At 64.7% G+C, this 12654-nt stretch carries 17 protein-coding genes; 4 read left to right on the forward strand and 13 right to left on the reverse strand.

What is annotated here, in order from left to right; genetic code table 11:
* The first annotated feature begins 44 nt into the window (after positions 1 to 44).
* The gene (locus F4U95_RS17955; protein WP_281347241.1) at positions 45 to 722 is read left to right on the forward strand and encodes an HAD family hydrolase; all 678 of its coding nucleotides are present in this window, start codon (positions 45 to 47) and stop codon (positions 720 to 722) included.
* 22 nt (positions 723 to 744) lie between these two features.
* On the opposite strand, the gene F4U95_RS17960 is transcribed toward F4U95_RS17955, so the two are convergent.
* Positions 745 to 1302 (reverse strand): thiamine phosphate synthase, encoded by a 558-nt coding sequence (locus tag F4U95_RS17960; protein ID WP_150426594.1) that lies wholly within the window; start codon positions 1300 to 1302, stop codon positions 745 to 747.
* A gap of 23 nt (positions 1303 to 1325) precedes the next feature.
* Here F4U95_RS17960 and F4U95_RS17965 point away from each other — a divergent pair, with 23 nt between their 5' ends.
* On the forward strand, positions 1326 to 2063 hold the full coding sequence (locus F4U95_RS17965; protein ID WP_150426595.1) for a YggS family pyridoxal phosphate-dependent enzyme: 738 nt from the start codon (positions 1326 to 1328) through the stop codon (positions 2061 to 2063).
* On the opposite strand, the gene F4U95_RS17970 is transcribed toward F4U95_RS17965, so the two are convergent.
* Entirely contained in the window at positions 2041 to 4842 is a 2802-nt protein-coding gene (locus F4U95_RS17970; protein WP_150426596.1) for a TonB-dependent receptor, read from the reverse strand. The two genes, F4U95_RS17965 and F4U95_RS17970, sit on opposite strands and share 23 nt — an antisense overlap.
* A 186-nt stretch (positions 4843 to 5028) precedes the next feature.
* Positions 5029 to 5688 (reverse strand): ligase-associated DNA damage response endonuclease PdeM, encoded by a 660-nt coding sequence (gene pdeM / locus F4U95_RS17975; RefSeq protein ID WP_150426597.1) that lies wholly within the window; start codon positions 5686 to 5688, stop codon positions 5029 to 5031.
* Positions 5689 to 5752: 64 nt separating this feature from the next.
* Here pdeM and trhO point away from each other — a divergent pair, with 64 nt between their 5' ends.
* Positions 5753 to 6592, forward strand: a complete 840-nt coding sequence (gene trhO, locus F4U95_RS17980; RefSeq protein WP_150426598.1) for an oxygen-dependent tRNA uridine(34) hydroxylase TrhO — start codon at positions 5753 to 5755, stop codon at positions 6590 to 6592.
* A 130-nt stretch (positions 6593 to 6722) separates the two neighbouring features.
* Here trhO and F4U95_RS17985 read toward each other — a convergent pair whose 3' ends face one another.
* The 4 genes from F4U95_RS17985 to F4U95_RS18000 are packed head-to-tail and all read right to left on the reverse strand — an operon-like array spanning position 6723 to position 8785.
* Positions 6723 to 6986: a hypothetical protein gene (locus F4U95_RS17985; protein WP_120251355.1), complete on the reverse strand. Its 264-nt coding sequence runs from the start codon at positions 6984 to 6986 to the stop codon at positions 6723 to 6725.
* A 5-nt stretch (positions 6987 to 6991) separates the two neighbouring features.
* Positions 6992 to 7732, reverse strand: a complete 741-nt coding sequence (locus F4U95_RS17990; RefSeq protein ID WP_211364013.1) for a M48 family metallopeptidase — start codon at positions 7730 to 7732, stop codon at positions 6992 to 6994.
* Positions 7689 to 8126, reverse strand: coding sequence for a YcgN family cysteine cluster protein (locus F4U95_RS17995; RefSeq protein ID WP_120251353.1), 438 nt, complete (start codon positions 8124 to 8126; stop codon positions 7689 to 7691). The genes F4U95_RS17990 and F4U95_RS17995 overlap by 44 nt, the downstream gene beginning before the upstream one ends.
* Positions 8114 to 8785: an SCO family protein gene (locus F4U95_RS18000; RefSeq protein ID WP_211364014.1), complete on the reverse strand. Its 672-nt coding sequence runs from the start codon at positions 8783 to 8785 to the stop codon at positions 8114 to 8116. The genes F4U95_RS17995 and F4U95_RS18000 overlap by 13 nt, the downstream gene beginning before the upstream one ends.
* A 40-nt stretch (positions 8786 to 8825) precedes the next feature.
* On the opposite strand from F4U95_RS18000, the gene F4U95_RS18005 reads away from it, so the two are divergent.
* Positions 8826 to 9437: an ankyrin repeat domain-containing protein gene (locus F4U95_RS18005; protein WP_120251352.1), complete on the forward strand. Its 612-nt coding sequence runs from the start codon at positions 8826 to 8828 to the stop codon at positions 9435 to 9437.
* A 21-nt stretch (positions 9438 to 9458) separates the two neighbouring features.
* Here F4U95_RS18005 and F4U95_RS18010 read toward each other — a convergent pair whose 3' ends face one another.
* The 6 genes from F4U95_RS18010 to F4U95_RS18035 form a co-directional block, all read right to left on the reverse strand.
* Positions 9459 to 9857: a hypothetical protein gene (locus F4U95_RS18010; RefSeq protein WP_150426600.1), complete on the reverse strand. Its 399-nt coding sequence runs from the start codon at positions 9855 to 9857 to the stop codon at positions 9459 to 9461.
* Positions 9858 to 9884: 27 nt separating this feature from the next.
* On the reverse strand, positions 9885 to 10379 hold the full coding sequence (locus tag F4U95_RS18015; RefSeq protein ID WP_150426601.1) for an MmcB family DNA repair protein: 495 nt from the start codon (positions 10377 to 10379) through the stop codon (positions 9885 to 9887).
* 110 nt (positions 10380 to 10489) lie between these two features.
* Positions 10490 to 11155 (reverse strand): cell wall hydrolase, encoded by a 666-nt coding sequence (locus tag F4U95_RS18020; protein ID WP_150426602.1) that lies wholly within the window; start codon positions 11153 to 11155, stop codon positions 10490 to 10492.
* A 174-nt stretch (positions 11156 to 11329) separates the two neighbouring features.
* Entirely contained in the window at positions 11330 to 11671 is a 342-nt protein-coding gene (locus F4U95_RS18025; RefSeq protein ID WP_150426603.1) for a DUF1491 family protein, read from the reverse strand.
* The gene (locus tag F4U95_RS18030; RefSeq protein ID WP_150426604.1) at positions 11661 to 12185 is read right to left on the reverse strand and encodes a PaaI family thioesterase; all 525 of its coding nucleotides are present in this window, start codon (positions 12183 to 12185) and stop codon (positions 11661 to 11663) included. Before F4U95_RS18030 ends, F4U95_RS18025 begins: the two co-directional genes overlap by 11 nt.
* A complete protein-coding gene (locus tag F4U95_RS18035; RefSeq protein WP_120251348.1) occupies positions 12145 to 12612 on the reverse strand; it encodes a PTS sugar transporter subunit IIA in 468 nt (155 codons plus the stop codon). Before F4U95_RS18035 ends, F4U95_RS18030 begins: the two co-directional genes overlap by 41 nt.
* Between the last annotated feature and the right edge of the window lie 42 nt (positions 12613 to 12654).

Below are 12654 nucleotides of genomic sequence, written 5' to 3' on the forward strand. Positions count from 1 at the left end.
CGCAAGCCAGAACGAAGCGCGGACAGAAAAGTTTCGGAAACGGCATGACGACATACAGGCTGGCCATCTACGACATGGACCGCACGGTGACTTTCAGCGGCACCTATACCGGCTTTCTGATCCATGTGGCGCGGCGGATGGCGCCGTGGCGGCTGGTGCTTTTCCCCTGCGTCATCCTGTTGATGCTGGCCTATGTGCTGAAACTGATCAGCCGCCAGCGGCTCAAGGAACTCAATCAGGCGCTGATGATCGGCTGGAATGTCGAGCGGGCGAAATTGATGCCGCATATCGAAAGCTATGCCGAAAAAGTCGTCGCCACCAACCTGCGCGCCGATGCGGTGGCGCAGATCGCGCAGGATCGGGCGGATGGCTATCGGCTGGTGCTGGCCACCGCCTCCTACCGCCTCTATGTCGAACCGATCGCACGGCGGCTGGGCTTCGACGCGGTGATCGCCACCGATCATCTGAGCCAGGATCTGCGTTATGTCCGTGCCAAGATCGCGGGCGAAAATTGCTATGACACGGGCAAGCTGCGGATGATCAAGGCGTGGATGGCGGCCGAAGCGATCGACCGGACCCAGGCGCATATCCGCGCCTATTCCGATCATGTATCGGACGCGCCGATGCTGGAATTTGCCGACATCCCCTTCGCCTCCAACCCGCACAAGCCCTTGGCTAAAATGGCGGCAGAGCGGGGATGGACGCGGGTGGACTGGAACTGACCGCCTGCATCCGTTCGGTAGTTTAGCGGGTCAGTCCGTCGATCGCCGCCCAGCCATCGGCGCCGATGCCGGCCAGCATATGTCGATGTTCAGCCTTCACGCCGCCCAATGCCATGACGGGCGCATCGATCCTGTGCGCCAACGCGGCAAAGCGTAGCCGGCCCAACGCTCCGACACCGACATGCGATCGGGTCGGAAAGAGGGGGGAGACGAAGCAGAGATCGGCGCCCCGTGCCGCCACCGCCTGCTGACGGTCATGCACGGCGCGGCTGAAGATCAGGGCGCGACTGACCCGACCTGCATCGCCATGCACCCCATCGGCCCGCCACGCCGCCGCCAGCCGCGCGTCGCCCGCCAGCAACAGCACCAGCCGCCGCCGCCGCGCGATCACCCGCAACGCGTCGAACAAGGCCCGGCGCGCCGCCGGTGCCGTACGATAATGGCGAAACACGATGCCCGCCCGTCCCTTGGGCAAGCGTCCCGCCGCCGCCAGCAGCGCCGTCGCCTCGACCCGCTCGTCGGTCATCAGCCAGAGCGCGGGCAGGGGGCTGGGCCGTTTTTTGCGGTGGCGGTTCGACATGGCCCTCGCCTATAGCAGCCCGCATGACCACAGACAGCCTCATCGACGCCGCCGAACGCCTCGCCACTTTGCGTGACAGCATCGACCGCGCCGCGCGCCTGACCGACCGCAGCGGCGACGCGATCAACCTGATCGCCGTGTCCAAGACCCATGATGCCGACGCCATCCGTCCGCTGCTCCATGCCGGGCAGCGCATCTTCGGCGAAAACCGGGTGCAGGAGGCGCAGGACAAATGGCCCGCGCTGCGCGAGGAATTTTCCGGCGTGGAACTGCATCTGGTCGGCCAGCTGCAATCCAACAAGGCGGCCGACGCCGTCGCCCTGTTCGACGTCATCCATGGTCTGGACCGCCCCTCGCTGCTGACCGCGCTGGCCAAGGCGATGGATGCAGCGGGCAAGCGCGTGCCCTGCTTCATTCAGGTCAATATCGGGGCGGAGGAGCAGAAGGGCGGCGCGCCTGTCGCCGATACGCCCGCGCTGATCGCGGCTGCGCGTGACGCCGACATCCCGATCCTAGGCCTGATGTGCGTCCCGCCCGCCGATATCGAGGCCGCGCCTTTCTTCGCCCTGCTCGCAAAAATGGCGCGGGAGGAGGGCCTACCGCGCCTGTCGATGGGCATGTCGGGCGATTATGAAACCGCCATCATGCTGGGCGCGACCGATATTCGCGTCGGCACCGCCCTGTTCGGACAAAGGCCCTCTCCCGCTCGCCCCGTTCCGGCGAGCGGGAGAGGGATGCTCAGAAACTCCCGCGCAAAGTGATGCCGTACGTCCTCGGTTCGGCCAGATAGGCGGAGATCAGCTGGTTGGCCATCGGCGCGCCGGCTGCAAACTGGCCGGTGGTCGACGTCGCCGGGCTGCTCGACTGAAGCGGGCTGGAGAAGGCGACCTGGCTGTAATTCTGGTTGAAGATATTCTGGCCCCAGAATTCCACGGCCCAGCGCTGTTCCGGCCCGCGAATGCCGATGCGGGCATTGACCACCGCAAAGCCGTCCTGCCGCTTTTCGGGGAACAGGTCCGACCCGGTGTTGAAGTCGCTGGTCACGCGCCCGTCGACATAGAACAGCGCCGACAGGCCCGATGCGCCGATATCCGGCGTCCAGGCCATGCTGGCGGTCGTCACCATCTGGGGCGCATTGCTGTTGATCGATCCGGGCAACAGGAACAGCGCCGGGTCGAGCGGTACGCTGCCATCGCCGCTGCCGACCAGCCGGTTGGCGAATTTGGCGCGGGCATAGGTCGCGCCGCCTGACACGCGGAAATTGCGCGCCGGGCTGACGCTGGCTTCCAGTTCGATACCCTGGCTGATCAGGCCCGGCCCGACATCGCCGCTATCGCAGGTCCGCGCCGCGCTCAGAGCGCTGTCGCAACCGTTGATGTTCTGCACGACGAAGCTGGTGCCGTTGAAGGTGTTCAGCTGGAAATTCTTGAACTCCTGTCGGAAGGCGGCGACGTTCACGCTCCATTTGGGCTGCACATATTTCAGGCCGATTTCGAAGCTGTCGACCTTTTCCGCGGCGAAGCGCAGGCTGGCCACGTCCGCATTGGTGCGCGGCGAGAAGACGGCAGGGACGGCATTAAGGCCGGTCGATCCCAGCTGGAACCGATCCAGATTATAGCCGCCCGCCTTATAGCCCTTCGAATAGCTGCCATAGAGCAGCAAGTCGTCGATCGGCTTCCAGGACAGGACCGCCGTGCCGGAAAATTCGCCGTCGCTGATCTTGTCGTTGAGGTCGAGCGCGTTGAGGCTGGTCGATCCGTTGCCCAGGCAGCCCAGGGTCAGGATGCCGCCGGCCAGCGTCGATGCGCTGCCCAGCGCGGCATTGGTGGCGATGCCGGGCAGGCCCGACGCCTGCAACGCCGCGCAGGTCGCGTTGTTATTGTTGAAATCGGCTGAGAAGCGCTTGCTTTCATGGGTGTAGCGCAGGCCCAGCGTCAGATCGAGCCGGTTGGTGATGTGGACGATATTATGGGTGAAGAGCGCCCAATTTTCACTCTTCTGCCGGTAAAGCGATGCGACGTCGCCCGTGCCCGAAGGAATCGCCGCCAGCGCGCGCAGGCCGTTGCCCAGGCCCGTCGAGATCGCCCCGGCCTGCGCCGCCGCGATGGGTGCCGGCACGCCACGCGCGATCAGCGCGGCGGTCAGCCCGGCATTGAGGTTCGCCTGCGTCCCGGTGATCAGCGGTTGGGTAGCAAGGCCGCTACCGCAGGCCGCCAGCTGTTGCGCCGTGAAGTTGCTCGTCGCGCCCGCACCCGCCATCAGGCGACAGGCCGCAAAGCGACCATAATCGGCACCGAAGCGGATATTGTCCTGCAATGTCAGCTTTTCGTTGGCGTAATAGCCGCCGACCAGCCAGTCGAGCTTGTCGTTGAAGGCCGACCCCTGCAACCGCAATTCCTGCGTGAAGGTCTTGAACTGGCGATAGGTGTTGGGATCGCGGTAGAGAAGGTCGGCGCGATTATAGTCATAATCGCCATAATCCTGCGATTTATAATCGCGATAGGCGGTGATGCTGGTCAGCTTCGCGCCGCCGAAATCATAGTTGATCTCGCCCGACACGCCCCAATCCTTGAGCTTGCTGACATAGTCTCGGCCCGGCGTCACATGCAGTTCCCGATCATAGGGATCGGTCGGGATCACGCTGCCCTGACCCGCCAAAATCGCAGCGATGCGGTTGAAGGGCGCGTCGGTATAGCCGCCGCCTGCCGCCGGACGCCGCTCGCGCGCCTCGATATAGGCCGCGCCGCAGCAGCTTTCGTCGCGATTGGTATAATCGCCGATCAGACGGATGGAGAGGGCGTCGTTCGGCTCGATCAGCGCCTGACCGCGCAGGAAATAGCGGTCGCGATCGTTGGTGTCGCCGACCGTGTTGCCGGCGCCGTCGACCAGCTTGTAGAAGCCGTCCCGCTTGCTCCACACCCCGTCCAGCGACAGCGCGATGCCGTCGGCAATCGGCCCGGTGACGCGGCCCGACAGGCGCCAATAGTCGTAATTGCCGTAAGTGACCTCACCCTTGGCATGGAATGTCTGTTCGGGCGCCTTGCTGATGATGTTGATGAGGCCCGCCGACGCATTGCGGCCGAACAGCGTGCCCTGCGGCCCGCGCAGCACCTCCACCCGTTCGATCTCGCCCAGTTCGTTGAGGCCCGCGCCGGTGCGTGAGCGATAGACGCCATCGATGAAGACCGCGACCGAGCTTTCGAGGCCCGGATTGTCGCCGACCGTGCCGATACCGCGAATACGGGCCGACGCATTGGCTTCAGAGCCAGTGGAGGAGACGAGCAGCGACGGCGCCAGCTGGTTCAGCGTGCGGATATCGCTCGCGCCGCTATTCTGCATCGCCTGCGCGCCGACTGCCGACACCGCGATCGGCACGTCGGACAAGGGGCTGGCCCGGCGCGTGGCCGTCACGATGATATTGGTGCCGCTATCGTCCACAACCGGTTGCGGCGCGGCCGCGTCCTGCGCCAGAGCGGCAGGGGCAAACATGCACAGCGCCAACGCACCTACGGTCGTTAGCAAGGGACTCTTATGTGTCATGATGTCGATCCTCTCCTGGCCCGCACGACTTTTCGCCGCGTCGGGGTTGGGGTGATTATGCTGCCACAGCAGGGACATGGCAAGAGTCGCGCGCTTTTCTGCGCTTTTTCTGCATCTGCGGAACAGGTGATGCGGTCGATGTTGCCAGATAGCAACAATGGTCAGGCCGATTTCCGTAGGGGAAGTTTACGATAAGGGAAAGCGCAGCAATCGATCCGCGACCGGCACCAACGCAGCCGCACCCGGCCCGACCGCCCGCCGAATCTCTCCATGGCCCGCATCCAGACCTCCCGTCAGCGCCCCCAGCGCAGGCAGGATCAGCTTGGTGGCCGATCCAACGAAACAGCGTCGCGACACATTTCTGCCACGCAGCGACAGACGCAGCTTGGGATGGAAATGGCCGGAAATTTCGGGGTGCGGATCGTCCGCCTCCGCCTCATGCCGTAACCATATCCCCTCGACCTGCGCTTGCCGAACCCGGCGTCCCCCCGGCATATCCCGAACGGCGACGTCATGATTGCCGGTAATCCAGATCCAGTCCAGCCTTTCCGTAAGGGAAAATAATCTTTCACGCGCCAGCGGGTCCAGCCGCGCCGCGCCGTCAGCATCATGGAAACTGTCGCCCAGCGACCATACCGCCTGCGCGCCGGTTCGCGCCACTAGCGTTTCGATCACGTCCAGTGTCGCCTGACTGTCATGCGGAGGCAGGAACTGGCCGAAGCGCGCATACCAGCTCGCTTTTTCGAAATGCAGGTCGGCAACCAGCAGGGCCCGCTGCGCTGGCCAGTAAAGCGCGGCCTCGGGCAGGGCCATGAAGGCCTGACCTGCGAACGAAAGGGGAACCATCGCCTGCCTATGCGCCTGTCCGCCCCGGCTTTCAAGAGGCGGCGCAAAGCCCTATAGGCGGCCCATGTCCGCTGAACCGTCCACCTACACCGTCGCCGCCCTCTATTGCTTCACCCGCTTCGCCGTTCCGGCGTCGATCGCCGCCGACCTGCGGGTGCGGTGCGCGGATCTGGATACATGCGGCACGCTGATATTGGCGGGGGAGGGGATCAACGGCACGGTCGCGGGCAGCGCAGATACGATCGCGACGCTCATCGCGTATCTGCGTACGCTTCCGGGCTGCGCCGACATGGACGTCAAATATTCCCACGCGCATGACGCCCCCTTCGCCCGGATGAAGGTGAAGGTGAAGGCTGAAATCGTGACGCTGGGCGTGGGCGATCTCGACCCCGTCAACCAGGCCGGCACCCATCTCGATCCGGCCGACTGGAACGAATTGATCGCCGATCCCGACACGATCGTCATCGACACCCGCAACGCCTATGAAGTGGCGGTCGGCACGTTCGAGCGCGCGATCGACCCGGAAACCCGTTCCTTCCGCGAATTTCCCGACTGGTTCGACGGTTTCGCCGCCGACCTCAAGGCACAGGGTCGCACGCCCAAGATCGCGATGTTCTGCACCGGCGGCATCAGATGCGAAAAATCGACCGCGCTGGTGAAGGCGCGCGGCTTCGACGATGTCTATCACCTCAAGGGCGGCATATTGCGCTATCTGGAGGAAGTGCCGGAAACCGAGAGCCGCTGGCAGGGCGACTGCTATGTGTTCGACGAGCGGGTGGCGGTGGGCCATGGCCTCAAAGTCGGCGATTACGCCACCTGCAAGGACTGCGGCCTGCCCTATCGGCAGGGCACCGACCATGACTGCCCCGGAGATGCATCGGGCGCCTGGCCGCATCGGGCCTGATTTTTAATCCCGTTCGTGCTGAGTAAGGGCTGAGCGAAGTCGAAGTCCTGTATCGAAGCATCCCCACCCCCTCCTTCGATACACCATTTCGACTTCGCTCAGTGGATACTCAGGACGAACGGAAAGAGACTCAAACCGGCTCCTCCACCAGCTCCGCTATCTCGAAGACATAGCTTTTCCAGCCGCGCATCTTCGCGCCGTCCCCGGCTGGCCCCTTGAGCTTTTTGGCCTCCGCCAGCGACCGCGTATGGCCCCAGAAAACCTCGGTCTTGCCATTGTCCAGTTGCGCCACGATCCGCCAATAATGGGTCAGCGGGTCCGCCGTCGGCCCGATCCGCTTCACATAGCCGTCCGGCATAGTGGCGGTCAGGTAGCGCCTTTTCGCCCGCGCCATGCGAGTCAGGCCCGGTAGCGGTGCAGCCCCGCCCCATGCGCGCGCAGCCATTCCCGCGCTGGACGGGGGTCGGCGCCATAGATGCGCTTGTGCGCGGCGTGGAAGGCGGGGCTGTGGTCCATATGCAGCAGATGGGCCAGTTCATGCGCCACCGTCGCCCGGCGCACCTCCGGCGGGGCCAAAATCAGGCGCCAGCTGTAACGGATCGCGCCCGAAGACGCGCAACTGCCCCAACGGCTGCGCGTATCGCCCACGCCCACCGACGCGACGATCAGCCCATGGTCCTGCGCCATGGCGTGACTCTCCGTCTCCAGCACCGCCCGCGCCCGCGCCACCAGCCAGCGCTGCACCCGCACGCCCACCGATTCCGCCGCGCCGCCCAGCAGCAGCCGATCGGCCTCCAGTCTTATGGTTCGCGTCGCGCCCTCCATCCACTGGACCGTCACCTCGCGCCCCTCCAACGGAAAGGTCGCGCCATGCTCCAGCAGCGTGATCGCCGGCTGCTTGGCCATCTGCGCGCGCACCCAGCCTTCATGATCCTGCGCCCAGCCGAGCGCCTTCTTCAGGTTGGCCCGCGCCGGCAACGACAGGCGCAGTGCCCCCCGCGCGCTGTCGATCGTCAGCCTGTACGCCCGTGCCCGTGCCGACCGGCGCACCAGCACCGGCATGGGCACCCCATCGATCAGGATCGCGGCGTCAGGATCAGACTTCGCGGTCGACAAGATGATTTTCCCAATCGCCGGCATCGGCCTCGCCAATCGTCCAGCCGCGTACCGACTGGCCGGCGCGATGCACCGCCTCCCGATCGCCGCAGACCAGATAATGCCAGTCGGGCAGGGGCAGGCCTTCGCCACGCAGGCGATAGGCACAGGTGCGCGGCAACCAGGCGATCTGCCGCACCTTGGCCGGGGTCAACCGCACGCAATCGGGCACGAATTTGCGCCGATCCTTGTAATTGCTGCATTGCCCGCTGTGCCGATCGAGCAGGCGACAGGCGATATTGGTGGGATAGATGCGCCCTGTATCCTCATCCTGCGCCTTGTGCAGGCAGCATTTGCCGCAGCCGTCGCACAGCGCTTCCCATTCGGCCTTGTCGAGCTTGTCGAGGGGTTTTTCCCAGAAGTGCGTCACTTGATCCATTTGTCCAGGAAGGCGAGTATCTTGTCGGGCGCGCCTTCGTCCACTTGCCCCGTCGCGGGATCATCCACCGGCACCAGCGCCACCGGCTTGCCATCCCCATCGAACAGATAAGGCGTGCGACTATGGCTGACCAGATAGTCGGTCGTCGCGCCGCCGGCCGTCTCCGGATTGTAGATCACCACGAAATCCTTGGCGACCTTGGCGATCTGCTCCTTCGTGCCGGTGAGGCCGATCAGGCGCGGGTGGAAGGCGGCGACATAGGTTTTCAGCACGGCCGGCGTATCGCGCTGCGGATCGACGCTGATCAGCATCGGCTGCACCTTGGCCGCCAGTGCCGGCTTTGCCTTTTCGAACTTCGCAAAGGCCTGCATGATCCGTTGCAGGTCGACCGGGCAGACGTCCGGGCAATAGGTATAGCCGAAATAGACCAGCCGATACTGACCCTTGAAATCGTCCCATTTGGTCGGCTTGCCATCCTGGTTGGTCAGGGTGAAGGGCGCACCTATGCGCGCGCCGGTCAATTCGCCCTGTTCGCTATCCCCGCTTGATGCATTGCCACCGGCCCCCATATTACAGGCAGCCAGCAGGGCAAGGAAGGGAAGTGCCAGATAAGGCAGGGCGGCGATTGCGGCGTCTTTGTTCATGGCATGGCTAGCCATGCCCTGCTAGGACGTGATTTGCAATGCAACGGGGCGTATAATGAAGAGCAAGTTCCTTTCCGCTTTCCTGGGGTTGATCTCCATGGCGCTGCTGACGCCCGCTCCGGCGCAGGCCCAGTTTTCGGACAATTATAATTTCCTGAAAGCGGTGAAGGACAAGGATGGGCAGAAGGTCACCGACCTCATTCAGAAGCCCGGCTCCACCGTCATCAACAGCCGCGACGTGTCCACCGGCGAAAATGCGCTCCACTTCATCGTCGCCCGGCGCGACGCCACCTGGCTGACCTTCCTCCTGTCGAAGGGCGCCAATCCCAACCTGACCGACAATGACGGCAACACGCCGCTGATGGACGCGGTGCAGGGCCGGTTCGAGGAAGGCGTGCGCAGCCTGCTCGCCTACAAGGCGCAGGTCGACAAGGTGAATGGCAGCGGCGAAACCCCGCTGATCCGCGCGGTACAGCTGCGCGACATCGGCCTGGTCCGTGTGCTGGTGGCGCAGGGTGCCAATCCCGACAAGCGCGACACCATCGCCGGCATGTCCGCCCGCGACTATGCGCAGCGCGACGGCCGCACCCCCGGTTTGATCGAAGCGCTGGACGCCGCCAAGACGACGGCCAAGCCCGCCGGCACGGTGCAGGGTCCGGTATTCTAAAAACAAAGGCGGCGCCTGACGTCAGCGCCGCCCGGCCTTCACCTCTTCCTCGCTCCACCAGCGCAGATGATGGGCGACGCCGCTGCGTCTGATGCAGCTTTCCAGCGCGCTCGCCAGCCGATCGACCGTTTCACGCGCATCGACCCGGCCCATCCAGGTCCACAGGCGCGGCTTGGACGGGTGGATGAAGCAGAGATGCCCGTCGTCATGACCCACCAGTGCGCCGCAACCGATCCACAGCGCGAAGCCGGGATTGTCCACCGCCACGCACCATCCCCAATCCTCGGCCACGACATTCTTGATGCGATAGCCCTGCGCGGGCAGACCGATCATCAACTGCCGCGCCAGCAATTCGCCGCGCAGTGCCGTAGCGGGCGGATCGCGTAACGCCCCGGATCGAAATTCCAGATGGGATCGCATCCCGCTCCCTACTAGGTGTCGCTGGCCCTACCAGCCGATCTCCGCAGCATGGTCCGGGTCGCTCAGCGCCGTCAACCGCCGTGCGGCGCGCCGGGCGAAGCGCAGCGTCTCCGCCTTGCGCCGCGCGGCCGCCAGCGGCTCGACCGGGGCAGGACGCACCAGTTCGGCATCATATTGGTCGGCGACGATCAGCCCGCTCCGTGTCGGCCATAAAGCCTCACTCTCGAACAGGGTCAGGTCGAATCCCGCCGGCACCGCCCAATAATAGCGATCGCAATAGTCGAAATAGTCGGGCCACTTCATGTCGCCCAGCAAATCGGCCTTGCTGCACTTGATTTCCACGATGGTCAGCCGCCCGGCACCGTCGATCGCCATGATGTCCGCCCGGCGCCCGTTGGGCAGCGGCACTTCCAATATCCCGCTCATGTCATGGCGGAAGAAGAGACGCAGCGTACCGCGTGCCACCGCCAGCGCGGTGCCGTCGGTCAAAGGGGAACAGGCGTCGATCGGGGCGCTACTCATGGGGCCATCTTAGAACAAGTAGGGAACAAATGAAAAGGCCGATTCGGATGAACCGAACCGGCCTGAAAGTTTCGCCAACATGAATCAGGCGCATCCTGCGCGCCTAATCCTCAACGATAGAAGATATGATTGTCGATCGACGCCAGACGGGCCTTGCCCCAGCCCGGCGAAACGCGGCGAGCGTGGAAGAAGAGCGCGCCTTCCGCGCGGCTGTCCCAGCTGTCGTTCGCCGCGATCTGGGCGATGGCGACGGCTTCGCGCCAGCTGCGGCTTTCGGTACGGACGGGCGGAATGCCGCCACCGCGCACGAAGCTGAACTGGCTGGGCTGATACACGACGCCGCACAGGCTGTCGGCGAACCGGCCGGACTTGGCGCGGTTGATGATCACGCGCGCGACGGCCAGCTGGCCTTCCAGGCTTTCGCCCTTGGATTCGAAATAGACCGCACCGGCCAGGCACTTCATGTCGCCGTCCAGCTCCTCGGGTGCGCCTTGGGCGTCGACCAGAGCAGCGAGGCTGGTGGCCTGCGCATCGGTGTCAGTGGAAAATTCGGTAGTGGCCTTCTTGGCCGAATCCAGCGGCTGCGACACTTCGCGCGGCGTGGAGAAAACGACGGCAGCTTGGGTGCCAGTCGATGCAGTCGCAGGGAAAGCCTGCGGAAGAGAAGTGACCGAAGCGACCGACTCACCGGCGATCGACATATCGGAAGCCGTGACCGCAGCGGCGGCGGACAGGGCAAAGGCTACCATCAGGGCAGCTTTCAGACGAAAACTCATTACGGCTCAAAATCATGCGGTTCTTGGCCGGAAACGTCGTTTTAACCATATTCTTAAGACGTTCGGCCGCCCCCCGTCTGCGTGTTTACCGGCCCCGCCCCCCGTTGGGCGAACTCGGCAACCTGCGCGTTGGCGTCGGGGGCCTGTGCCGAAACCATGACGATGTGTCAACGATCAGCAGAGTGTTTCCACGGCAAACCGTTCCGCTTCCGGGATGTCGAGTTCAACGACCCACAGGTCGGGGTCCGACCTGCGCCGCCGCGCCAGATAGTCGTCCAGTGCCTCCGCCCCCTCTTCCAGGGTCGGACCACAGCGCATCAACGCATGACCCCCTTCAAAGTTCGAAACCCGCTCGAAAAGACCCGAAAACTGCCCCTTTTCAAGCGTCTGGATCAGTATCACGCCGCTGATCTCGTCGCCCTTGGCCATGATGGTCGCAAAGCCGCCGGCAGCCCCGACCCGGCGCCGGAGCGCCCCCACCAGCATGGCGCTGGTGAGCCGGGCGTCAGAGCTCATGGCCGGCCCCATAGCCCGGCAGCGAGGAGAGAGGGAATTGCGATCGCATGAAGGTGCCGGTGCCACGCCCAACCTCCTCGCCATCCGCGTCGATCAGACTCGCTTCGGCGACATAGACTCGGCGCTTGCCGCTGATCCAGCGACCTTCGGCGCGGATTCGGCCCGGACCGATCGGCCGGGTGAAAAGCAGGTTGAAGGCGGTGGTCAGCAGGAAGCGATCGCTGACCAGGCTGTTGGCGGCGTAGAAGGCCGCATCGTCCAGCATCTTGAAATAGACGGTGCCATGCACCGCGCCGGCGGCATGGAACTGGCTTTCATCGACGTCGAAATCGATCACCGACCGGCCCGGCTCGCTGATCGTCAATTCCGACCGAAACAGCCGGTTGATCGGCGCGGAGCGATAGAGATTTTCCAGCGCGCGGAAATGCGCCGCCTCGCCACCGGGCGCTTGTGGCCCTGCGTCAGGCCCAAAATCAGGCAGCGTCACGCGCTCCGCCGCCCGCCAGCAACGCATGCAGCGCCTCGGTCGACTGCGCCCCGCGCAGGCGGGCCACCTGGCCCTCGTCGCGCAGGTAACGCGACACGCGCGCCAGCGTCTTGAGATGCTCGGCGCCGCTGTCTACCGGCGACAGCAAAGCGAACACGACATCGACCGGGGCATCGTCCACCGCATCGAACGGCACGGCCGGGTCGAGCAGCACGACCACGCCGCACATCTTGTCCAGACCCGCAATCTTGGCATGGGGAATGGCGACACCGCCGCCGAAACCGGTCGACCCCAGCCGCTCGCGTTCGAACAGGGCGTCGCCCACCTCGTCCGCATCCAGGTCGTAGGCGCAGGCGGCAAGGGTGGCGATCTTCTGGAAGAGCGCCTTCTTGCCGTTCGCCGACAGGCTCGTGGCGAGCGCATCGGCGGAAACGATGTCGTTGAAGTTAACCATGGTCAATCCGAAACGGCCGAGCCGCGCGGGCGAAATTTTCGC

The sequence above is a fragment of the Sphingobium limneticum genome (genome assembly GCF_008710165.1).
Lineage (GTDB): Bacteria > Pseudomonadota > Alphaproteobacteria > Sphingomonadales > Sphingomonadaceae > Sphingobium > Sphingobium limneticum.